The sequence below is a fragment of the Bacillus sp. 005/A4HT-01/001 genome (genome assembly GCF_004634445.1).
In the GTDB taxonomy this organism is placed as follows: Bacteria; Bacillota; Bacilli; order Bacillales; family Bacillaceae; genus Bacillus; species Bacillus altitudinis.
In genome coordinates, this window is record NZ_SEIZ01000004.1 from 162,126 (window position 1) to 188,343 (window position 26,218).

Consider the following 26,218-nt stretch of genomic DNA (forward strand, 5'->3'; position numbering starts at 1 on the left):
GGAGAATTCAGATGGATATGTCAAAACAAAAAGCGTATGCTGCTTCGATCGCATACGCCTGTATTATTGGTTTTTCATTCTTGTTTGTCAAAGTAGCCTTAGCATCAGCGAATCCAATTGATGTATTGGCACACCGATTTACTGTTTCTTTCGCAGCCGCTCTTTTGTTATTTCCATTTTTACGAAAAAAGTATCGTTTTTCCATTCAATGGCGTGATCTCATTTACATTGTGCCATTTTCCTTGCTTTATCCTGTGTTGTTTTTTGCATTTCAAGTGTGGGGGCTGATGTTTACCTCTTCATCAGAGGCCGGCATTATTCAGGCGACCATCCCTATTTTGACAATGGTGCTTGCAGCATGGTGTTTAAAGGAACGTCCTACCTCGATCCAGGTGCTGTTTACCATTCTTTCTGTGTCCGGGGTGATGCTCCTCTTTGTGGTGAAGGGAATTGATGTGAAACATTCTCATCTCATTGGTTATGTGCTGATCTTACTTTCAGCCTTATCATCCAGTGCCTATAGCGTATTTGCCAGGATGATGACACGGCGATTCCATGTCATTGAACTGACTTTCGTGATGACATTCTTTGGATTTGTCTTCTTTAATGCTGCTGCTCTCATTCGGCACTCGGTAAATACTACACTACCGCAGTTTTTCAGTCCGTTTACGCAGCCATCCTTTGTATGGTCTATGCTCTTTTTAGGCATTCTCTCATCACTGCTCACAGCGTATTTATCAAACTATGCTCTTTCCCACCTTGAAGCAGCAAAGGTGAGTATCTTTAACAACCTTTCTGCTTTCATTACCATTGCCGCTGGCGTGCTTATTTTACATGAAACGATTGATATGGTTCACCTCATCGGGGCTGTGCTCGTCATTGGCGGAGTGATTGGCGGGAATGTGGTGAGGAAGGGGAATTCATAAAGAAAACGGCCCTCGTTTGACGGGGCCGTTGTTTTCTTTTATTGGCTGATGAATTGCCTTTTTGTTGTCTGCTCAATGACATGCCTCATATGTTCTGCGAACTGCTCGAGGTGTGTGTTGATATACATGTGCCCTCCTTCGAAATCAGTACGTTCGATGGCGTTTGCCCATGTTAGCCAGCCGTCTGCGTCTTCCATGCATTTCTTATCTTGCTTTCCGTTCAATAAATAAACGGGTGATTCGATGATTGTTTTGTCTGTGTGCTGGAAGGATTCTAATGCTTGATAGTCGGCACGTAAGGATGGTGTAAAGTAATCCATCATTGGCTTGTTCTCTAACAATTCTTTTGGAATCCCGCCCATTTCAGCGATATGCTGAACAAATGCTTCATTCGATAAATGGGTCAATATTTGTCTTTTTGTTTGCGGTGGCTGAATGGCAGAAATGACAACCGCTGCCGGATCGATGCCTTCCCTTTCTAGCAACTGAGTCAGCCTGTACACCACAAGTCCGCCCATGGAATGTCCGAACAAAATAAATGGACGGTTTAATTTGCCTGTCAGTCCTTCTTTATACAATTCAGCCAGCCGGTCAATGCTTGTTTCAAGCGGCATGAGGTTCGTTCCATGACCCGGAGGCTCTGCTGCTGTCACTTCGGCCGTGTCCTTCAGCTGTTCAAAGAGCGGACGGTAAGAGGCGGAATATCCGCCTGCAAAAGGAAAACAAATAAGCTGAATCAGATCTGATTTTTTTTCAAAGGTTTTAAATAATTGGTTCATACGTCCTTACCCCTTTACGATCGTTTCAAGAATCTGCGCAAGTTGATCTGCCTGCGGTCTTTTCATCATGGTCACATGGTCGCCTTTTATCTGAAAATACGAGCACGTTTCTCTCGTGTAAGCTTCCCAATCGGCAAATTTCTTCTGGAAATCTGTGGCGTGATCGCTGCTTTGTATAATATAAAACGGCACAGAGAATGGGTCTTTTTCTAATTCAATGGCTTGTGACATGATGGTATTATGTGTCTGCATTTGCAAGTATTTATCTAAATAGTGATCATTCATAAATTGATGAACGACTTCATCCTTTTCTGCTTCTTTGAGGATTTTCTGCTTCACTTCTTGGAAGCTGAGCCCTTGTAATGCTTCTGGTTTGATGCCGACGAGGTTCCCCATACCTAGGACGAGGGCGAGCATTTTCACTTCTTCTTCGTTCATATCGGCATGAAGCGCTTGATCTGCCTCATCTCTTAATACCGGAACCGTATCTAAAATGATCAATCCTTTTGGCGCTTTTCCTGCATGACAGAGTCTCTGATTCATTCCGTAAGCAAGATGTCCGCCCATAGAATGCCCTGCCAAATAATCAATGCCTGGTCGATAGAATGTCTCAATGGCTTCAATAAAAATGGTGACAAGCTCTGTATAATGAAGGAATTGTGGTTCTTCATCCTCATATAAGCCTGGAGACTGCAAGGCGTAAACAGCTCCTTCATGTGTCATGAGCTTGGCCACATCGATATACCCCATCACCGTTCCACCAGCAGGCGGTGCAAAGAAAATTCTCGGTTCAGCCGGATCCCCTTTTTTCAACTCGATTACATAGTCTTTCGGCGCTCTTTCGACAGGCTCGCCTATTTCTGGTACTGTGTCCAAATATGCCGCTAACTGTGCTGGCGCTGGGTGCATAAAAATCCATTTCGGATCAACACGGACACCTTTTTCTTTTAATTTGGCAACGGCTTGAATACTCATAATGGAATCTCCACCTAAATCAAAGAATGAATCATGAATTCCTACTCGTTTGACACCAAGCACTTCACTGAAAGCTGTCACAATCAGCTGCTGTGTTTCTGTTGCCGGTTGATCGTCTTCATGTGAGGATGAGACTGCGTCTGTCGGCTCCGGCAAAGCTTTTTGATCGACCTTCCCATTCGTTGTGACGGGAATTGCGTCAAGTACGATAAAGTAACTTGGAATCATATAGCCTGGCAGGCTTTCCTGTAAAAATGCTTTCCATCCGGGAACAGGCTCTCCCCCATCTGTGACAAGGTAGGCTGCCAGCCGTTTTGAGCTGCCGTACGTTTTAGCAATGACGGTACATTCTTTTACTTGTGGGTGTTTGAGCAGGGCTGTCTCAATTTCTCCACATTCAATTCGGTAGCCTCTAATTTTGACCAAATTGTCTTTTCGGCCAAGGTATTCAATACTGCCATCAGACCGCCATTTCCCTAGGTCACCGGAACGATACAGTTTGTCCCCTTTTAATGCCGGGAATGGATTGTCAATAAACCTCTCCTTCGTGCGCTCTGGGTCATGCAAATATCCTTTTGCCAGCCCTGTTCCGCCGATATAGATTTCTCCTTTGACGCCTGTTGGTACTGGATTGAGATGATCATCTAGTATGACAACCGTTGAGTTGGCGACTGGCACACCGATTGGCACTGATCTTGCATCCTCCGGTACGTGTGTGACTTGATAAGTGGTCGCTAATGTTGTGTTTTCTGTTGGACCGTAAGCATTGATCAGCACACCCTTCATATGTGGCAATGCCTTTCGTGCATGCTCACTAGACATGGCTTCTCCGCCAACGAGTAATGTACGGTATCCAGCCACACTTTTTGGATCATGCTCAATCAGCCGGTTGAATAATGCAGTTGGCAAACAGTTGGCTGTGACTTGATGCGTTTTGATTAAACGAGTTAATTCGTCCATATTCAGCGCAGCATATTTCGGGATCAGAACCAGCTGACCGCCACTTAGCAACATTCCCCATAATTCAAAGGTAAAGGCATCAAATGCATAGTTAGACAGCTGAAGCATTTTATCTTCTGAACCAAGCTCAATATAGTTTGTTTCTTTCACTAAGCGGACCACTCCTGCATGAGGAAGCATCACGCCTTTTGGTGTGCCTGTTGAACCTGAAGTGTAGTTCACATAGGCAAGCTGGTCTTCTCCTACAATCGATTTTTCCCTTTGATACACTGCGCCTGTTTCTGGTAACGGCTTGTCCATTTCAATCTTTGTGCCGCTCAGATCTTCTAAACGATTGATCAGATGCGACTGGGTTAAAATGATATCGCTTTGTGTATCGCGAACGATCAGACCGATGCGGGCATCTGGATACTCAGGTGACATCGGTACATAAGCAGCACCCGACTTGACGATCCCTAGAACTGAGACCATCATGTCAAACGAACGATCAAACAGCATCGGGACAAGTGAACCGGGTCCAACGCCCTTTGACTGTAAATAGGCAGCCAGTTTTGTCGCCTTCTCGTCTAAATCTTGATACGTCATATGCTCTTCCATATAAGATACAGCAATCCGGTGCGGATCACGCTGCACTTGTTCTTCAAATAGTTCTTGCAGCGTACGCTTTGGATAAGGCGTGTCGGTTTGATTTTTTCCTATGATCATGGCATTCTGTTCTGTTTTGTCCATGACGCAAAAGTCAGCGAATGTCCGTTCAGGCTGAGCCGTCATGCCATCTAACAAATTGAGATAATAATTCATCATACGGTGGATCGTTTCTTGCTCAAATAAATCCGTATTATATTCCACATGGATAGACAGCTTGTCCTCCTGCTCAAATACATGCAAGGTGAGATCAAATTTAGAGACGGTATGATGGACCATCACTTGTTCCGATGTCAGTCCTTTTAGGTTGATATCCAGCGAATCAGTGACATACCCCATGGCGACTTGGAAGATCGGTGAACGACTTAGGTCTCTATCCATTGAAAGGTCATCCACAAGCTTGTCGAATGGATAATGCTGATGCTCAAAGGCTTTTAACGTCATTTCTTTCACCTTTGCCAGTAAATCGGCAAAGGTATCGGCTTTTGAAACGTCCTGTCTCAGCGCCAATGTATTGACAAACATACCGACGAGCTTCTCTGATTGCTCGACATCACGGCCAGCGATCGGCGATCCAACAATGACATCTGTTTGTCCAGACAACTTGTGAAGCAGGACATAATAGGCTGACAACATCGTCATAAATAGTGTTGTCCCCTGCTGCCTCGACAAGGCATGTAAACGACGAACAAGCGGTTCATCTATCACGATTTTCTCTGTAGCCCCATTAAATGTTTGAACCGGCGGACGAGGACGGTCAAACGGGAGCTCTAATACCGGCAACTCTCCTTGTAACGTTTCAAGCCAATAGCTCTGGGCCTCATGATGGTTCTTTAATTGCTCATTCTCCCAATGAACATAATCGGTCCATTCAATCTCAAGTGCAGGTAGCTCAGGCGTTTTCTCTGATAATAGCGCACCATACACGACTTCTAATTCTTGAATAAGCAGGCTGAGCGACCATGCATCGGAAATGATATGATGCTGCGCACAAAGCAAGTAATATTCCTCTTTCCCCATATCAACAATTGTCCATTGTGCAAGCGGTCCCCGTTCTAAGTCATAGATGCGGTTCGCCTCTTGCTGAATCAGCTGTTCCAATCTTCTCGCTCTTGTTTTTTCATTAAATAATGAGAAATTCGCAACGGTTACTGATGGCGGAAGATCTTCACGGATGACTTGAACCGGCTTGCCGCCAATGGTTTGAAATGTTGCGCGAAGTGCTTCATGACGTTTTGTTAAGAGACCGATCGCCTTTGTTAACGTTTGGATGTGTAATTGACCCATCAGCTTCCAAGCACCTAATATATTGTAATGATGGCTCTTTTCTAATGTAGATAAGAACCAAATTCGCTTTTGAGCATGTGACAGCTCATAGCTTGTTCGTTTTTCCAGCTTTGGAATGCTGGCTTCCTGAATGGCTGGTGCTCCATTGATGTCATCGACCATTTGTGCCAAGTGTGCCAGATTCTTGCTTTCAAACAATATTTTTAGCGGTGCCTTTATTGAAAACTCATGATTAATACGTGAAATCGTTTGAGTGGCCTTTAATGAATGTCCACCAAGGTCAAAGAATTGATCCTCTTTGTACACACGATCGACTTCTAAAATATCCTCCCATATGGCCGCAAGCACCTGCTCTGTCTTCGTTTCTGGCAATTGCTTTTCAAACGGCTGTGCGTGTTTGTGATGGAACTGTTTGAGGGCTTCGTGATCAATAGAGCCATCTTGTTTTTTCGGTATATCTTCCACTTGCCTGATGTCCCAGTTCCCCTCTATGATGTCTGTGATCTTGTCAGCATCCACTTCTTTGCCTGATTGCACCGTATAGTACAGTTTCTTTTCAAAAAATGGTATTGGTGCTGGTTGAAGATGTTCAGCGATTTCTTGATTCGCCCCATCTAGGCCGATAAATAGATGCGCTTCATTCAGCCGAACACCTAGACATAATGAATGGAGTCCTTGTTTTTTTCCAATCAATTGAAAGCCCTTGCGAACGGTTAGCGCGGCCCCAGTATGTCCCTGAGACAAACCAAGATTATCCCACATGCTGAAATTCAAGGAAATCGCTCTTCTTCCCTCATGATAGGTAAGGGCATGTGCGAGTCCATCTAAAAAGCTGTTTGCCGCAGAATATGCACCAAATGTTGTGCCGCCAAAATAGCCATTCACTGATCCAAAAAAGACGAGTGGAACTGACGGGTCATGCTTGAAGGCTTCTTGCAGCACCCAAGCGCCATCTGCCTTCCCTGAAAGTTCTTTGACGAAATCTTCTTCTGTTGTATGAGCCAATGTGTACGTATCCACATGCTGAAAGTGCTCAGATACATTGCCAGCACCGGCTAAATGAAGCGCTCCTCGGATCGACTGTCCGAAATGCTTTTCTGCTTCATAAATCGCCTGCTCGACGTCACATAAATTCGTCACATCGGCTTGTACATAAAGGACGTCTCCCAGATCTTTAAGTTGTGAGAATGACGCCTCTTTTTCTCTGTCTTCTTCAAGGGATGTCCGTCCAATTAACACGAGCTTCAAGCCAAATTGGAGCATTTGCTTAGACAGTTCAAATCCAATACCGCCAAGCCCGCCAGTCAGCAAGTACAAGCCTTCATATTCTAAAAACCCTTCTGTCTGAGGTGCCGTCATCATATTCACTTTTTCCAGCTTTGGTACGAGGCGCTGGCCATGCCGGTAAGACACTTCTGCTTTCAAATGAATCGCACCTAGTTCGTCCGCAATATGCTTGGCATCCTGTTCCACATTCTCCGCTTCAATATCAAGGTGAGACACTTCTGCCCCTTCCCATTCTTGCGGGATGGTTTTTAATAATCCGGCAAGAGACGTTTTCTCCACATGAAGCTCATCTTGCGGTTTCACCAATTGACCACCTTTTGTGACAACAACGAGACGCATCGGCTCTTTATTTTCTTGTCTCAATGCTTGATACAAATATAAAATGGATTGGCTAGTGCTTGCATTCAGTTCTTTGAACTGCGCAGGGCTCGCAATCATCTCCTTGTCTGACACATTCCACAAGTGGAGCATACGGTCAATTTTTAATTCATCGGCTTCAAGCGCCGCCACAAGCCTGACGTAATCCCCCTTGATTCGAGGGTTCATCTGATACATCCCTTTTGACAGGCGTAAAAATTCATGACCCTTTTTCACAGAAACATAAGGCAGGTTCATTTGTTCAAATTGGGCATAAAGCGATGGATACAGCCCTTTTTCATCCTCAAATACGAGTACATGATCAGTGGATACCGGCTGAGATGAACCGATATTCTCTTTTACCCAAATACGTTTAAAGAACCAATCTGGGAGGGTTTGTTCATTTTCCGAAGCAAGATCAAGTGCACGTTCAATGTCATGAAACACCCCATCTTTCAGTGCTGCACCTAGTTGGGCACGTTGGATTTTTCCGCTTTCTGTTTTCGGAAATTGGTCTTTTTTCACCGGAATGATGTGGTCAGGTTCGATTCCTATTTTGCGAATGATGCTCTCTCTAATCTGCTGAATGATTGTGATTTGATCCTCTATCGAATCCTTCTGTGTGACAAAAAAGACGGCGAGTGTGTCATTACTTGATTCGGGATTGTAAATACCGTACGCAGCGGCAAAGGTGACTTCAACCCCCTCAACTTCTTCCACAACGGCTTCAATTTCGTAATTCAAATAGTTCGCTCCGTTGATAACGATGATATCCTTTTCTCGTCCTGTGAGGACTAGGCGCCCTTCATGAATAAATCCTAAATCTCCTGTATGAAACCAACCGTTTTCCGCAAATACTTCTTCATTGGCTTCCTCATTTTGATAGTAGCCCATCATAATCGTTGGACTCTTCACCTGCAAGCGGCCGACTTGATCTTCTGGCAACACTTGGTGATGCTCATCTACAATCCGAATCCATACAGAAGGGATGGGTGCACCGACTTCTGTAAAAGTCATCTTGTGCGGATGATCGTGCGTCACATATTGAATCTCACTTGTTAATGAGGTCTGATCAATGGTCAGCTGTCCACCCTGATCATCATGACGCATGAATTCTTTTGACTGGACAATGGCTGATGATGTTTCTGACATGCCATAAGCCGGCACCATCGCATGGCGGCTTAATCCGTGCGCACCCATGATGTGCATGAAACGCTGCGTCACTTTAGGAACAACTGCTTCGGCGGCGTTCATGATATAGGTCAAGGTGGAGAGATCCCAGCTCCCTTTGCGAATGTCGTCTTCATATTCATTCATCATCGCAAAGGCAAAGTTTGGCGCCCACGTCCTTGTGACACCGTATCTTTCTACCCAATCCAGCCACACCATCGGCCGTTCGATAAATTGATCAATGGATGGACTAATTTGCTGGCAGCCGAGGTAGACATCATGGACATGAAACATGACAATGCCCCCTACATGATCAAGCGGCATCCAGTTCATTGATACATCCTCATGCGTGAAACCATTTGCCTGCTCAAAGGAAATGATTCTAGATAAAATGCTTTGATGGTTGTGCCGGATACACTTTGGCACACCCGTACTTCCTGAGGACAGCAGCTGAAGCACAGGCTCATCCGGCTCTGGCTCATAATGCTGTTCATCTGGGTCACAGGCAAGTAATGTTTCGATTGTTAAAATCGGAATCGCTTTTGATTCAAACGTTTTACGTAGCCCTGCAATGTCCTCAGCACTCGCTTCGTTTGTAATAATGAATGGTTCATTTTGCAGCTGAAACACGCCCTTGAGCTTGTTCACACCTTGATTCATTTCATCATACACAGGCGGTACAGAGACTGGGGTTGGAATGATTCCACCGAGAATACAGCCCCAGAATACCGTGATAAAATCTTGATGGTCCTTCAATTGAAGCAGCACTTGATCGCCGTTTGAAAGTCCGGCTGCCCTTAATCCAGATAGGACACGTTCCGCTCCTGTGAGTAATTCCGGGTAAGTCTGGATCTCCTCATGACCGCCTTCTTTGAGATACGTGACTCCGCGATTTGGTGACATAAAGGCGGCTCGGATCAGTACCTCTGTCAATGTGACTGGTGTACCTGGTTTTCTGATCACATCACCTCCATAAACAAGAGCTGGTGGTTTTTCTTGTACGGAGGATTGTATGGTTTGACTGACTTCATCTTTTGAAAACGATTCGTTTCCATTTGTACGCTGTCTATCTGGGAAGAGGTCATCTAAATGATAGGGTGTTTGTTTTTCTGTCTGACTCTCTATCAAAACGGCTGCTTCCTCTACTCCATCTATGGCTTTCGTGCGCTCTTCTATCTTTCTCCGTTCCTCTTCATCTAGTACGTCAATGGCAAGCAGCGCCTCGGTATCGACCGCCCCATTTTCTTTTCGCGGCAAGGAAGGGACGAGGACGAGTGCGGCTGGTACTTCATCAGGATGAAGCGGTCCTTTCATCAAATCCTCTCTTGTCAACGAAGGGTCCTTCGCCTGTGCAAACAGCACAAGCGATAGACCTCCTTCTTGATTTTTCTTCGGGATGAGCGCACATTCCTTTAGTGGAAAGTGAAGCATGAAGACTTTCTCTAATGCTTTGAGATCGATTCGTTTTCCATTGATCCTGACAATATGATTTGCTGCATTTCCTTTTCGTCTACTAACTAGCATTCTTCTTCTCCTCCTACATCCAATCCAAAATCTGAATCTTGCTTTCTTCCGTCCAAACGCCGACATCCCCTGTCGGATAAAGGTATTCGCCTGTTTGATGTTTGAATGGATGCGGAATTTTATGCGCCTCCATCCAATCGGCTAGCTCTCCAAAAAGTGCTTTGATCTCTTTGGCGCCGATAAAAATATCTCCAGGAAATCCAATCGGCATGAGCTGATGTTCTTCATTCAGGACATATATTTCCGTTTCATAGGCAGGATCATGTACGCCTGCATAAACTTCTTCTTGGTCTGGGTATAGCACGCTGACATGTGCGTTTTTCGCCCAATCACTGATCATCCGCTCTTTTTCCTCACTTGTCACAATGGAGAAGGAAGATAGCGGCGTATCCACTTGTTCTGTCATGGCTTCAAGTGTGTGAATCAGCTGCTGCATCAGCGTTTGTATTTGCTTTTCTGTATATTGATGTAAGTTGTATGTGATCCGAAGCTCCAGCGTATCTCCCGGCACTGCGACAAGGGTTAAGTCATAATTTGTTTCTTCATGACTGGCGATGTCTAAAATGCGTACGCCATACGGCTCAATGGATTCAATCGGATAGTTTTCAAACACGACAATGCTGTGAAACAATGCCTCTCCATTTGGAATTTCCGTCATCTGCTGAATATCTGGCAATACGGTATACTCGTATTCTCTCATCTGAAAAACGGTTTCCTGTGTATGGGCGAGCAATCGCGCAATCGTCCAGTCCGAATGGATCGGTAGACGAAGCGGCAATGTGTTAATAAAGAGTCCTGTCATGCTTTCCACTTCTGGTAAGTCGGCTGGGCGGCCAGATACGGTCACCCCAAATATGACATCCTCTGCGCCCGAATGAAGGTGCAAGAGCAATCCCCACGCTGATTGAATCAGTGTGCTCATCGTGACCTTCTGCTTGCCAGTCATCTTCTCCAGCTTCTGCTGCATCTCTGGCGTCAATTTGACGCTGGACTGCGCCATGCTTGCTTCTTGGTCTGAAGCATGTTCTTCGCCGTCTCCTGGAAGCGGTGTCGCTTCCTCTACGCCTGACATATAACGCTGCCAGAATTCTTGCGCCTTCTCTTGATCCTGCTTTTGCAGCCATTCGATAAAATCTTTATATGGACGGACTGTAGAAAGACTGATCTCTCGTTCGTCCACAAGAGAGCGATACAGCGCAAAAGATTCCTGAATAAAACTGAACAAACTCCAGCCATCGATTAAAATGTGATGAAAACTAAAGACAAACGTGCATCTTTCCTCATCACAACGGAATAAAGCAATCCGAATCAGCGGTTCATCTATATGGTCTAAATTGAAATCCTTTGAACGATCAGATACTAAAAAGTGTTCGATTGTCTCTTCTTGCTCCGCGTCACTCAGGTGGCGCACATCGTGCTGAGTGAGGTGGATGCTTCCTTCTGATTGAATGAACTGAACAGGCTCCTTCAGCCCTTCCCAAGCGAATTTTGTTCTCAAAATCGAATGACGTTCTACAAGAAGATTCCAAGCTTGTTCATAGGCATCGCCGTTTGTTAAGCCTTGGAGCGTCATATGCACCTGACCAAAATAAGCTTGTGAGGCTTGATCTAGCAGTGCATGAAACAGCATTCCTTGCTGCATTGGAGACAGCGGATACACATCGACTACATTGTCTGGAAGTTCATCTATTTGCGTTTGCGTGAGCTGAACCATTGGAAAATCAGATGGTGTAAAGCCGCCGCTCGTTTCAACACAATGCGTCAAGATGATCTCCATTTTTTCTTTAAAACGTTCAGGTAACAACCGCACCTCTTGATCTTGCAGCAGTTCCCGATTGATCATAAAGTTCATCTGCAACTGACCATCTGTCACATATCCATACACATCGATCAAATGCTGTCTTTCTGCTTTCGGATCGTGAACATGTCCATTTCGTTCGTCTGCGATATAAAGCTTGGCTTCGCCATCTGCCTGATCTAACTGACCTAGGTAATTAAAACTCATCTGCGGCGCTACCGTTTTGAGTAAACGAGATTCTGTCATGTATTGAAGCAAACCATAGCCGATTCCCTTTTGCGGCACAGCTCGTAAGGTTTCTTTGACGTCTTTGATTTGTCTTGCAACATCGGTTTGTATAAAAGGAATAAAAATAGGATAAGAGCTTGTAAACCAGCCGACTGTCCGTGACAAATCCATCTGTTCAAATAAATCCTCGCGTCCATGCCCTTCTAACGTGATGAGCATTGGCTTTCCAATGGCTTGCGTGAGTCCTGATAACAGTAAATCGTTAATCTCTGTTCGGTATGCTTGTGAGGCCTGTCTAAGTAACATATCTGTTTGTTCCTTTGTAAGCTGAACCGACAGGATCTCTGCATGTTCTTCTATATTAGAAAGCGCAGGCAGTTGGAAAGGAGAACCTTCTTCCTCTTGATCCTTGATTTTTTGCCAAAAAGAGGCCTGCGCTTGTAATTGATCTGTTTGTGCATATTCATATAAGGCATCTGCCCACTGCTTATAGGAGGCGGTTTTTTTCGCAAATAGGATGTCCTGCCCCGTAGCAAGCTGTTTCAATCCATTTAGTACATCTTCTTGTATCATGCGCCATGATATGCCATCCATGACGAGATGGTGTGCAGCAATAAAGAGCTCAGACGTGTCTTCACCTGTATGGAAAAGAATCGCTTTGATCACTTCTCCGCGCTCTAATGACAATGTTCCTTGACAGGCACTTGTCTCCAAGCGGATTTGTTCCCGTGCTTCCTCTTGAGACACATCTGTCACATCAAAGAATGTGACACAAGGTGTGACACCAGGCTCACGAATGGTTTGAATCCATGTGCCATCTGCCTCTTTTGTATAGATAGCTCTCAGCATATCGTGATGATCGACCAGTTTTGAAAGAACCTGTGTTAACTGTTCATGTGGAACAGATCGCTTCATTTCAATATGCGCCGAGAGATTCCAATAATCTTGATTGGTCATCGATTGCTCAAAGAACCAAGATTGAATCGGGAGAAGACGAACCTCTCCTGTCACAGGTGATTGATCATAGACCGTAGAGACCTCTGACTTTCTCATCGCTTGTGCGAGTTGTGAGATGGTCTGTTTTTCAAATACATCTCTCGGCTGGATGACGTAGCCTTCCTGTGCTAAGCGTGCCACCATTTGTATGACAATAATGGAATCTCCGCCAAGCTCAAAGTAGTTATCATGGACGCCAATAGAAGGAACGCCTAGCAGCTGAGACCACACTTTTTCTAACACACGTTCTTCCTCAGTAGCTGCTTTGTCAATGGCTGTTTCTACTTCTTCTTGTCTCCACTCTGGCGGTGGAAGACGCTTTTGGTCTACCTTGCCATTTGGCGTGAGCGGTAATTCATCCAGCTCTATTAATAGGCTTGGCACCATATAATCTGGCAGAATGTCTTTTAAGTTATGGCGAATGTCTTGCGTGGTCATGCCGCCTTTTTGGACAAAATAACCGATCAATCGCTTATGACCACTCTCGTGCTGATGCGGGATAACGGCACATTCTGTGATGTCATCAAATGTCAGCATAGCGGCTTCAATTTCTCCGCATTCCACGCGGTGTCCACGAATTTTCACTTGATGATCGATTCTTCCAAGACAGTCAATGATGCCATTTGACAGCCAGCGGCCCATATCGCCTGTTTTATATAAACGCGCTCCTTCTTGGAAAGGATGCGGGATAAATGATGATGCTGTTTTTTCTTCATCTCCAAGGTAACCAAGTGCTAGCCCTGTGCCGCCAACATAAATTTCGCCGATGACGCCTTGCGGAACTGGCTGCATTTGGTCATCTAATACATAAGCTTGTGAATAAGCAATAGGCTGTCCAATCGGGACCGTCGCCTGATCTTCTTCTAGTGCTCGAATGTGATGCACACAGGAGAACGTCGTATTCTCTGTTGGTCCATATCCATTTAAAAGCCCTTCAGGCAAATACGGTAGTGCTTTTCGGATATGAGCGGCTGATAAGGCATCTCCGCCGATCAATAATGCATGAAGTCCAGATAAAGCTTCTGGATGTTCTTCTGTTAAACGGTTGAACAGCGGCACAGTCAGAAACCCTGTTGTAATCTGATAAGTTTTTAGTGCTTCCGCTAATGTATCCATTGATAAAATGGTATTTCGATCCGTCAGTATGAGCCTTCCCCCGTTTAAAAGGGCACCCCATATTTCATACGTAAATGCATCAAAAGAGAAGCTAGCGATTTGTAAAATGCGCGTTTGTTCATTAAGGGTGACATAGTCTGTTTCACACACAAGCCGGACGACCGCTTGATGCGGGATCAGTACTCCTTTTGGCTGTCCAGTTGACCCCGATGTGTAATTGATATAAGCAAGTCCATCAGGTCTTAGTGCAGCGGGCATGACCTCTGCTTCTGGTAAAAATTCTTCATACCCTTGATCAAGACAAATAAGTTCCGTTTGATGGATGGATACTTTTTTCAGCCATTCATTTTTTGTCAGTAAAAGCTGAATCCCTGTATCTCTCAGCATATAGTCAATGCGTGCATCTGGATATTCAGGATCAATTGGCACATAGGCCCCGCCTGCTTTCACAATGGCCAGCACCCCAAGAATCATTTCAGGCGATCTGTCGATGAGCAGTCCAACTGGTTCATGCGGCGTCACGCCTCGCTGCTGCAAATAGGCTGCTAGACGATCGACTTTCTCATGTAACTCTTGGTACGTCCACTCATCTCCCTGGAACTCGAGCGCCACTGCATGAGGTGTCTTTTTCACTTGCGCTTCAAATCGTTCCGTCATGAGTAACGGACCTTTTGGTTGATCAGTCTTTCCGCTCCATTCATAGAGCAATTGATGCTTTTCTTTCTCTGGCAGGAAATTCACTTGTCTGATCGGCAGCGCTGGATTTTCACAAATTCCTTCAAGCAGGTGCTCGTAGTATGCAAGGAATCGCTCCATCGTGTCATCAGAAAATAAATCCGCATGATACTCAAGTTTTAACTGAAGACCTTCAGCTCCTTCAAACACAAACAAAGAGAGATCAAATTTCGCTGTATCATTATCTTCAATGGCTAAAACTGACGTCGCCTCCCCCATTGGAGAAGCTTCAAGCGGTAGGTTTTGCAGAACAAACATAACTTGAAACAGCGGCTGCTTACTGGCATCACGGACAATATTCAATTCATCGACCACCATCTCAAACGGCACATCCTGATGTGCATAAGCACCGACGGTTGTCTCCTTCACTCGCTCTAATAATTCCGTAAAGGCTGGATTTCCGCTATGGTCGATCCGCAGGGCCAATGTATTCACGAAAAACCCGATTAAATGCTCCATTTCCGTTCGATTTCTCCCAGCAATGACCGAGCCAATGACAAACTCGTCCTGTGAAGACAATCGATGTAATAGAGTAGAGAAAGCCGACAGCAAGGTCATATACAGTGTGCTGTCTGTTTTCTTAGATAGCTCATCAATCTTTTCAGACAGTGACTTCGACAGCTGATATGTTTTCGTCTTCCCTTTGTAGGATTGAACGGCCGGCCGCGGATGATCATACGGCAATACCAAATCTTCAACAGGTGCCGCAAATTGCTCCTTCCAATAGGCAAGCTGCTTACCTAGTGGTTCTCCTGTCAAATACTCCTTCTGCCACAGTGCGTAATCCGCATATTGAATAGGCAATGCCGGCAAGTGAGGCTCCCGCCCTTCGATCGCCGCTGTATACCACTCGGATAATTCTCTTGCAACAATGCCGATCGACCAGCCATCTGACACGATGTGGTGAATGGACATCAGCAAGATATGCTCTGCGGATGAAAGTCGAATCAGCTTCACTCGAAAGAGCGCTTCGTGTTCTAATTGAAAAGGTGTGGATGCCTCTTCTTTCGCCCATTCAGCCGCTTTTTGTTCTTTCTCTTCCTGTGACGCTATGCCTGAAAGGTCCATCACCTCAAGCTCTGGAAGGGCCATCTGTTCATGAATGACCTGTACCGGTTCATCCCCGCTCATCGTAAAGGACGTTCTGAGCGATTCATGTCTTTCCATCATATGATGCAGACTTTCCTGAAGCACCTTGATATCTAAAGGCCCATTCATCCGAAACGAAATCGTATTATTGTAAAATGGCAGATCCGGCTCTAATTGATAGAGGAACCACTGTCTTTGCTGGGCATAAGACATCGGAATTTCCTGACCCTTCTCCATTTTTCTCATCGGAATCACTTCATCTGCTTTGGCATTTGAATCGATCCAGTCTGCTAATTCTCCGAGTCTCGTATGTTCAAACAACACAGCAAGCGGCACGTCAAACCCTGTTTTTTGTCTAACCGCAGACAGCATTTGCGTCGCCTTCAGCGAATGACCTCCTAGTAAAAAGAAATGATCGCCGCAGCTGACATCTGAGACACCGAGCAGCTCTGACCAAATGTGTGCGAGCAGTTTCTCCGTTTCTGTGTGAGGTGCTCTGTTGTCTGAATCCATTCCGCTTTCCTCTATTAATTCATGAAAATATGCCTCGTCTGGCGATCCATCTTCTGTTTCTTTCCAATATTCCTCAGGAAACAAATGCACGGCATATTCACCAGATAGACGGGACTGTAAACACGTATGAATCGATTGATAAAGCCGCTCTTCCACCGCCTTTGTTTGATCAGTTTTGAAAAAGACGTAAAAGGTCTGCTCTGTTTGCATCTCCGCATCCGCATGGACCATCTCGTGAATCTCTTTCTTCGATCGATCCAATCCCGTATAAATGAGCGGAGCATCTGTCATGAGACATGCGAGCATCGTTTGGAAACCTGCCTGCTTTGAAATTGGAAGATAACCTCTTTCTTTTAACATGCCTTTTATCATGGAGCCTTCACTCATGCCAATCTCGTCCCACATACTGAAACTAAAGCAATATGGCTTCACTGTAGATGTCAGCTTCTGATAATGAGCAAATTGTTCCACGAACTCATTGGCTGCGCAATAGGCGCCGACAGTCATACCGCCCTTTAGCGTTCGGGCTGATGAGCTGGAAAGAAATAAAACATTCCTGCGTTTGGAGGCAGCTTCATGGAGCGCAATCGTTCCATATACCTTCGCTTCGTACATGTCATTCAGAGACACAGATGTCATATCAGCAAGCAGTTCTTCTTGAATGATACCTGCGAAATGAATGATCCCATCCAGCCTTCGATTTCCAGCGACCTCATGTCTAGAGATGATCGCTTCTACCTCTTTTTCAGCCGTGATGTCTGCTTTCTCATAAAGAACCTTGCCGCCACGCCATTTTGCCTGCTTTTCTAGCAAAGACAATGTCTCTTGCTGGTCACTAGAAAGTGCCTCTCTCTCTTTCCTTCCAAGCAACACGAGATGTGCTTGATAAGATGTCAGTAGGTGTTCACTGACTAAACGTCCAATTCCGCCTAGCCCGCCTGTTATGACATAAAGCCCAGATGATTCAAATGGCGGCTCTTTCCTTTTCTGTTCCTTTTCCAAATGAAGAGGTGCTAAAAAGGGAATATAACGAACACCTTGACGATAAGCAGCAACATGACGATCTTGGTCATGTGTGAGTTCTGCCATTATCGCCATTGCATGGGAATGACTAGATACCGATTCTGCTAGAGAAAAATCAAGACATTGCACCTTGATAAACGGCCATTCATGCTGAATTGCTGTCATCAGTCCTACTGTCGTTGCTTTTTCTACATCGTGGATTTGATCCTCCGGCACATTCATCGCATGGGCTGAGACAAAAGTGATGGCCACCTGCTCCTCATAGACGGAAATGGCTTTTGTTAAAAATAATGCACTCATGCTGCCCGTTTTCTGCGCTTGTTTTGCCTTGTCCACATAAAGCTTGTCTTCTTGGTTTGTATAGTTCCAAAGGTGAATGATGTGTTTCACCGAAACGCCATACGAACGGAGCGTCTCAAAGAGTTGTTCGTAGTCAGACGGCCGATTCGGGTGGATGATGAAGTGAGTGTGTGTGAGTTGTTTGAACGCTTGACCCGGTTCAACCGTAATGTATGTTTGTTCACTGTTTGCAAAAGATTTCAATTGATCTGCCAGTCCTAATGGATCTGCAAAGATCACAACGTCCCCTATGATCTGCTTGTCAGCTGCATCAAGTGGAGCAGGTATCCACTTCTTTTGATAACTCCAATCAGGCAAGGTATGTTCATTTTCAAGTCTCATGTCCATTTCCATGATCATTTCATCAAATTCGCCTTCTTGCCATCTTGTCTTGAGCTGTGCCCTTTCTATTTTTCCAGAGCTTGTTTTGGGAAATGCATGCTTCTGGACAGGAATGATTCGAGATGCAGACAAGCCCATTTTTGTTGCAATATGGGATTTAATGTGCTGACTTGCCCTCATAATATAAGCCGGCTCATACAGCTTCGGTGTAAAAAAGAGAATCAGTTCATCGGATGCAGAAGCCTCCATTCGGACAGAACAAGCAGCCACAAAGCTCGTTTCTACTCCCGGTACTTCCTCTGCTATGGCTTCAATTTCATAGTTGTGATAGTTTTTCCCGTTGATGATAATCATGTCTTTTTCTCTACCGGTTAGTGTCAGCCTTCCTTCGTGCAGGAAACCTAAATCACCCGTGTGAAACCAGCCATCCGCTTGAAATACTTCTTGATTCGCTTCGTCATTCCGGTAATAGCCCTTCATGGTGGTTGGACCTTTTATTTGCACACGGCCAATATGATCTTCTGGAAGAAGCTCATGCTGATGATTGACGATGCGTATCGTGATACCTGGAATCGGTTTGCCCAACTCTGTAAAGCTGACGGTTCCTGTCTCACGTGCTTCTGCTGGTCTTAGCTGCTCTGTCAGCGACGTTTCCTCAAAAGTCAGAACCCCGCTGTTTTCATCTCCACGCTCAATCGCAAAGGAAAACACAACCGCTGATGAGATTTCAGACATGCCGAAAGCCGGTCTGATCACATCTCCCTTTAAGCCGTGCGGAGCAAGCAGGTGTAGAAATCGGTGGATGGTTTTTGGAACGACCGCCTCTGCCCCATTGATCATGCAGGTCATCGCCGACAGATCCCAAGACCCTGATGAAATCTCTTTCTCATAATCATTGATCATCGCAAATGCAAAGTTAGGTGCCCACGTCTTCGTTGCACGGTAGCGGTCCATCCAGTCAAGCCACCGCAACGGCTGAGCGATAAAGTCATCCGTTCTTGCCCGAATCTGCTCGCAGCCTGTGTACACATTGACAAGGTGGAACATCACGATGCCGCCAATATGATCTAAAGGCATCCAGTCTAACGAGACATCCTCTTGTGTAAATTGATTTGCTGCCACTGTTCCTTTGACGTTCGCCAGCACACTTCTATGGGAATGCTCTACACACTTTGGCATCCCTGTACTTCCAGACGTTAAGATAAAGAAGACGGAATCATCCGGCGCGGCAGGGTGAGTGGCTGTATCTCTTTCTAATGTCAGCATCGGCTCAACTGCTGCGACACGTAATTGGTCTGTATGCCACAGTAAGGCTAACCCTTGCACCTCCTCGATCAGTGAGTCATCTGTTAGGATGAGCGGATGCTCGAGTAGCTTCCAAGCATGATGAAGCTTCTTCACTGCAGCATTCATCTCCCGATAGGTTGGGGCAGCCGACACAAGCGTTGGAACAAATCCGCCTAATACACATGCCCAAAAGGCAGTGACCATGGCATGATTCGATGAGAATTGAAAGAAAACAGGATCTCCTGCCTTAAGCCCCAGTGCCCTCAACCCAGTCAGAACCCTCTCGGCGTCTCCTTGTAACTGCGCATAAGATTGTGTGAGTTCGTTCTTGCTATTCACGATATACGTAAGCCCATTTGTCGTTTTTGCAGCCTCTGTTAAGACTTCCTGTAAAGTCTGTGCGCCTTGTGTGACATCGAGATCTCCTCCATAGGAAAGAGCGGGCGGCATGTCGGCCAAAGCAGGTACAGCCGTTTTCGTCTGTATCGTTTCCGCTGCGGCCTCCTGCTCAATGTGCTTGTCGAGAAATAAATGAGAGAGGTGATACGGCCGCGGTCGAATGGTTTTTTCACGTGAAAAAACAGCGAAGCGTTCGATTTCGTTGGTTTGTAAAATGGTTGTTTTTACATCTTGTAAAATGGCATCCATTGATTCATGTATACTCGTTTGGTTAATGGTTGATGGTTTCATATGAGTTCCTTTCCTTTTTTGTTAGGCAGGACTGCAAGACTGCACCCTGCCTAATCTAAAGTTTACAAGACTCGTTCTCTATTTGTTTGATTGACAATATGTTTGATCAGCTTTGCATTTTGAGCTGCACATTCTTTCTGTTTGAACATATCAGCATGCTGACCATAGCCTTGGTATTGGGTAAAAGATCCGGTCGTTGCCTGTGTCCACTCTTCCATCCAGTCCGGGATCGCTATTTGTTCTTCAGATTGGATGAACGTAATATCTGCCTGTATTTTGCCTTGATTCACCCCCTTAACAAACGTTTCATAGTAGGCGCGCGTCTTTTGGGCAAGCGCTTCTTGAACGATCTCCCCTTGAGCAAGTTCGCTTTGTTTCGTTTGATGAACAATCGCTTCAATATCATCATCAATGGATCGTCCTTCTAAATCACTTTCTCCAATTTTCTTATAGGAATCGATCATGATGACTTTCTCGACTGTCCGTCCTACTTGTTCAAGCGCTTGAACAAGCTCAAAGGCGAGGTAACATCCGCCTGAGTACCCCATCAACGTCAGCGGCCCTTTTGGCTGAAGGTGCTGAATATGCTGAACGTACTGCGCCATTCGGTTATTCGTTTCAATAAAATCAAAGGCGACTAGCCGAACATCATCAAGCGTTTTTGCTGCTTCCTGATAGATAAAGCCGTAGCCTGGTAATGGCGGAAGAGCAAAGACTGTTGATGTTTGAGATTCATTGAATACAAGATAGCCAGCGGTTTCCCCGTCCTGATGCTGAATATAACGACTAAGCGCTTCAATCGTCGGGGTCTCAAACAACAAATGGATTGGCACCTGAACCTCAAACTCTTTTGATACTTTGGACAATAGAGACATCGCTTTTAAAGAATGTCCGCCAAGCTCAAAGAAATGGTCATCTGTGCTAATATCCTCTCGTTCAAGTACTTCCCGCCACATTACCAGCAGCTTTTGTTCCACTTCATTTGCGGGCAGTTTCACACGGCGGTTTCCTTGCGGTGCCTCTGGTTTTGGTAGCTGGCGTTTATCAACCTTCCCGTTTGGCGTAAGTGGGAGGTTCTCCAGTTCAATCAGCTCATGAGGCAGCATATAAGCTGGAAGACGCTCTTTCAGCCTTGATTTGATGTCATCGAGTTTCCCTTTCCATGCATCATCACACGTGATATAGGCAAGCAGCCTTGTATGATTGGTTTCATCATGATCCGCTAGGAGTACAGCTTGTTTTACACCTGGGTGCATGAGAAGGTTGGCTTCAATTTCTGTCAGTTCAATTCGGTGTCCTCGAATTTTCACCTGATCATCAACTCTGCCTGCATACTCAATCAGACCGTCTTCTCGAAAGTAAGCTAAATCCCCCGTGCGATACAGGCGCTCACCCGCAGCGAATGGATGGGCGATAAAGACTTGTTTTGTCAGATCAGGACGATTCAAATACCCTTTTGCCAGTCCTTTGCCGCTCAGACAAAGCTCTCCAACCATTCCAATCGGCTGAAGCTGCCTGTGCTCACTCAATATATAAGCGCCCGTCTGGTTGAGCGGCTTCCCAATTGGAATAGAATGTGCCTCTAAAGGGATTGCTTCATCTATTGGATAATACGTGGCAAAAACCGTTGATTCGGTTGGTCCGTATACATTCAACAATCTGCCTTTTCCCATCACATCAAAGGCTTTTCTCACATGCTGAACTGATGCCCTCTCTCCCCCAAACAGCACCTTACGCACACCGCGCATCCAGTCTGTTCCTTCATCAACGAGAAGATGGAATAAAGCCGTTGGAACAAACATGACAGAAATATGCTCTCCTTTTATCAGCTCAGTGAGCTTCCCCATATCTAAAATGGTTTCTTTTTGCGGCAGGACAAGCTTTGCTCCGTTTAAAAGCGCACCATATACATCAAATGTAAAGCCATCAAATACGCTATTTGATAACGACAACAATGTATCTGTTTCTAAAATGGTTAAATAATTCGTATTTTTGACCACCCGGGCAATATTGGAATGGGTCGTCATGATGCCTTTTGGTTGTCCGGTTGTTCCAGATGTATACATGATGTATGCCGTATCATCTAAACGAGCTTCGAGTGGCAGATTCTCTGAGCTCATCAGTAAAATTTCTTGATCATCTGCAAAAAGATACGTGCCATCAAATGCGAGTGACCTCGTCTGATTGATAAAGGATGAATGAGTCAGAAGATGCGTCGCTCCGCTGTCTTTCAGCATATATTGGATACGGCTTTCTGGATAATCTGGATCAATCGGCACATAGGTGGCACCTGCTTTTAAGACAGCGAGTAAGCTGACAATGAGTTCAGGTGTCCGCTCTGCTAAAATGGCGGTCACCGTTTGATGACCCACCCCATTTTTTTGCAAATGCCTTGCCAGTCGATTGGCTTGTTCGTTCAGCTCCGCATATGTCATCGTGTGATCACCTGCTGATAATGCCACTGCATTCGGCTGTTTTCGAACATTATGCTCAAACCACTTTGTCAAATAAAGCTGATCATGCTCCAGCTCAGGTGCATTCCATTCCTCTAACATTCGCTGTTTTTCCTGCTTTGTCACAAGTGTCAGTGTATGAACTGACTGATCTGGATGTTTGATGGCCCCTTTGATCAAAAGGGTCAGCTGATCCTTTAATTTACGGACAAATGCAGGGTCAAATGCACGCTGATTAAAGGCCAGCTTCAGCTGCAATTGTTCCCCGGGCGACGCCAGTAAATTGAGATCATAGTTCGATTTTTCATAGACATTCATGTCTTCTACTGTAAAGCCAAGCAGTGACTCCTGCTCGTCTTTCTTTGCAGCAGGGACATTCTCAAACACCACAATATGATCAATGAGCTGCTGCTGACCTGCCTTAGCCTGAATATCATAAATCGGGATATATTGGTGCGGTTCAGCCGCTAAAGACTGCTGCTGCGTCTCTGATAATAGAGAACGGAACGTCATTTGGTCTGTCAGCTGGATTCGTCTTGGAATGACATTGATGAACAACCCCACCATCCGGTCCACACCAGCCAAATCCGACGGACGTCCTGACACAACTGTTCCAAACAAAACATCATTTGACCGCTGATACCTGCTTAGTAAAATGGACCAAGCCGATTGAAGCGCACTGCTTAACGTGGCATTCTGCTGCAAGGCTAACTCTGATAAAGCAGCTGTTTCTTCTTTACTCATGGCCCATTCGATTTCGCCTAATTCATGCTCATTTGTTTGCTTTCGCTGTTCTTTAAAAGTCGACTGCCCCTCAAAACCAGCCAAAGATTGCGTCCAATATTCAAGTGAGGCTTGTTTATCTTGTTTTTCCAGCCATTGAATATATTCTTTATACGGCTTGACTGGCTCCAGCCTGTAAGGGATGTCATGCAAAAGTGCATGATAAATCGCAAACAATTCCTGCACAACTAGGCCAAAACACCAGCCATCTAGAAGGATATGGTGATAGCTCCATATCCAGCGATAGCTTGAAGGACCCGTTTGAAAAACAGAGGCCCGCATGAGCAGATCCTTCGAGAGATCAAATCCTCTCAGCTGATCCTTTTGTTTAAAACGATCAATACGTTCAAGCTGTTCACTTTCAGAAAGATCCTGTATGTCCACAACATCAAGCTGGAAAGGTCGATTCTTTAATACAACTTGGACAGGACGCTTCACTTTTTCGTGGAGGAACACGGTACGAAAAATATCGTACCGTTCCACAATGATATTCATGCTTTTCTCAAGCAAATCATGCCGAAGTGTGCCCTTCACGTTCATATCCATTTGTTCTACATAAAAGCCTTTTTCTTGATGATGGAGGGTATGAAACAGCATTCCTTCTTGCATAGGTGACAGATAGTACATATCTTGAACTTGATCCCTTTTAAATTGACTCATCTATTTCATTCCTCCTTTCCCTTTTTCATGACTGATCTAGTGGTGTTAGGTCAATTTCTCCTCGAGCATGTCAAAGATATCGTCCATTTCATCCATTTCAAGGTCTGCAGCCGAGAAGTCACTTGGCGTAAATTCTCGCTCTTGATGCGCTAAGCAATGGGTGATGATGGATCTGATTTTTTCCTTCAACAATGCGATGAACTGCTGTATCGTTTGTTCTTCATATTCACTTGCACAATATGAGCACGACAGAATGAATTGATTGTGCTGAACAAGACCGCTGAGGTTCAGCTTATAAACAGCTTCGGATTCAGGGCTTGCTTGACGGCCCATATCATAGGTTGAGGGCCCAAAGAGTTCTGTCGTCACTTCCTGATCAATCTGCCCAAGATAGTTCAAGCTGATTTCAGGCTGCACGTGTTTGACTGACGGTTCGGATGGTGTCATGTATCTTAAAATACCGTAACCAATCCCTTTATTCGGTACACGCCGCAGCATCTCTTTCGTTCCTTTGATAGCATCTGCAATGGTCTGATTCGGTTTCGCTTCAAGAACGACTGGATACATGCTCGTAAACCAGCCAACTGTGCGAGATATATCTAATCCTGATAAAATATCCTCTCTTCCATGACCTTCAAGCTGTACATATACATGAGATTGACCTGTCCATTCCTGAACGGCCAGCCCGAGCGCACATAGAAGAATATCATTCATTTCTGTTGTGTAGGGAAGATGGATATTCGTTAACAGATGCTCGGTTTCTGCTTCTGTCAGCTGCATTTTGACCGCTTTCGTATCTGCGATTTTTCTTTCTTTTACTTCATGGTCAACAGGTAAAGTCGTAAACGGTCTATTTTCAATCGCTGCCCAATACTCCTTCTGGTTTTTTAGCAGCTGTGACTGCGCGTATCGTTCAACCGCTTCTGCCCATTCTTTGAAAGAGTGTGTTTTTGGCGGCAGAACCATCGTTTCTCCTTTTTCTGCCTGATGATAAAGAGACATAAAGTCTTCTAGTAAAATCCGGCATGAAACGCCGTCAATCACTAGATGATGTGTGATCATGAGTAAGTGATCACCGTTTTCTGTATGGAAACAAATCACTTTCATCAATGGACCTTTTTCAAGATTCAGTTGACGCTGATACTCATTGGCGTATGTGGAAATCGCCTGTTTCACATCTTGCGCTTTTGAAACATCACAAGAAATAAATGAAAATGGTTCTGTCAGCTCCCGCTGATTGTATTGCAGCATGTCATCATGCTCCTGTCTGAACACCATGCGCAATGCATCATGATGTGAGAGCAGTTTTTGCAGAACTTGTTCTGTGACAGCCAAGTCAAACCCTTTTGGTGCATGAAGCATCATTGAGAGATTCCAGTGGTGCTGGTGATCAAAGTTCCGTTCAAAGAACCAGCGCTGAATCGGTGTTAAAATGACCTCTCCTTCCACAGCTGACTGATCAGCTGTGAGAAGGTCCGCTTCTTCGATATATGGGCGGAGCTCCGCAATCGTTGGATATTGGAAAAGCAGTTTCATATCGAGCTTCCAGCCCTCTTGCGTGAGTCTGCTTGCCATCTGGATGCCTTTAATCGAATCTCCGCCAAGGAAGAAGAAGTGGTCGTGAATACCAACTTGGCTGACGCCAAGTACATCTTCCCAAATGCCGCAAAGCAGTGTTTCCACTTCATCTCTTGGCGCTTCGTATGCTGTTTGATTCACTTCCATATCAGGTGCTGGCAGTGCTTTGAGATCCACTTTTCCATTTGCCGTCATCGGCAGTTGGTCTAGCTTGATGATCCATGATGGCACCATATATTCAGGCAAGGTGCGCTTTAAGCTATCTTTCAAAGTGGTCGCTTCTTCATCTGTGATGACATAAGCGACAAGAGCGTCCTGATCACTTGCGTCTTTGACCGTTGTCACGACGGCTTCTTTCACTTCATTTAGCGCAAGGAGCTGTGCTTCAATTTCTGACAGCTCAATACGGAATCCGCGGATACTCACTTGATGGTCTTTTCTGCCGAGGTAGATTAGCTCGCCATCCTCTGTCCATTTCACCAAGTCGCCTGTACGGTACATGCGCTCTCCACGATAAAACGGATCTGGGACAAACCGTTTGTCCGTTTCCTCTGGTAGATTCCAATAGCCTCTTGCCAGTCCTTTCCCCGCAATCACAAGTTCACCCGGTACGCCTTGCGGCGAGAGGTCATATAACGAACCCATAATGTAAAAACGAGTATTGGCAATCGCTGTTCC

Annotated in this window: 6 protein-coding genes; 1 reads left to right on the forward strand and 5 read right to left on the reverse strand. The window is 45.3% G+C overall.

Annotated features, from left to right (window positions below; all coding sequences use genetic code 11):
- The first annotated feature begins 11 nt into the window (after positions 1–11).
- Positions 12–926: a DMT family transporter gene (locus tag ES896_RS13655; RefSeq protein ID WP_135226888.1), complete on the forward strand. Its 915-nt coding sequence runs from the start codon at positions 12–14 to the stop codon at positions 924–926.
- A 38-nt stretch (positions 927–964) separates the two neighbouring features.
- On the opposite strand, the gene ES896_RS13660 is transcribed toward ES896_RS13655, so the two are convergent.
- The 5 genes from ES896_RS13660 to ES896_RS13680 form a co-directional block, all read right to left on the reverse strand.
- On the reverse strand, positions 965–1,705 hold the full coding sequence (locus tag ES896_RS13660; RefSeq protein WP_100325552.1) for a thioesterase II family protein: 741 nt from the start codon (positions 1,703–1,705) through the stop codon (positions 965–967).
- Positions 1,706–1,711: 6 nt separating this feature from the next.
- Positions 1,712–9,910 carry a non-ribosomal peptide synthetase gene (locus ES896_RS13665; RefSeq protein WP_135226889.1) on the reverse strand — a complete coding sequence of 2,733 codons (8,199 nt, stop codon included), beginning with the start codon at positions 9,908–9,910 and terminating at the stop codon, positions 1,712–1,714.
- 13 nt (positions 9,911–9,923) lie between these two features.
- Entirely contained in the window at positions 9,924–20,066 is a 10,143-nt protein-coding gene (locus tag ES896_RS13670; protein ID WP_135226890.1) for a non-ribosomal peptide synthetase, read from the reverse strand.
- Between the two features lie 62 nt (positions 20,067–20,128).
- A complete protein-coding gene (locus ES896_RS13675; protein ID WP_135226891.1) occupies positions 20,129–23,962 on the reverse strand; it encodes a non-ribosomal peptide synthetase in 3,834 nt (1,277 codons plus the stop codon).
- Positions 23,963–24,007: 45 nt separating this feature from the next.
- Positions 24,008–26,218, reverse strand: a 2,211-nt coding sequence (locus tag ES896_RS13680; RefSeq protein WP_167764457.1) for a condensation domain-containing protein, incomplete at its 5' end; no start/stop codon positions are given.

Excerpts from the sequence above, each read along its gene's own strand:
- ES896_RS13655 (WP_135226888.1), top strand. The coding sequence starts at position 12 with ATGGATATGTCAAAACAAAAAGCGTATGCTGCTTCGATCGCATACGCC.
- ES896_RS13665 (WP_135226889.1), bottom strand. The coding sequence starts at position 9,910 with ATGCTAGTTAGTAGACGAAAAGGAAATGCAGCAAATCATATTGTCAGG.
- ES896_RS13660 (WP_100325552.1), bottom strand. The coding sequence starts at position 1,705 with ATGAACCAATTATTTAAAACCTTTGAAAAAAAATCAGATCTGATTCAG.
- ES896_RS13670 (WP_135226890.1), bottom strand. The coding sequence starts at position 20,066 with ATGAAACCATCAACCATTAACCAAACGAGTATACATGAATCAATGGAT.
- ES896_RS13675 (WP_135226891.1), bottom strand. The coding sequence starts at position 23,962 with ATGAGTCAATTTAAAAGGGATCAAGTTCAAGATATGTACTATCTGTCA.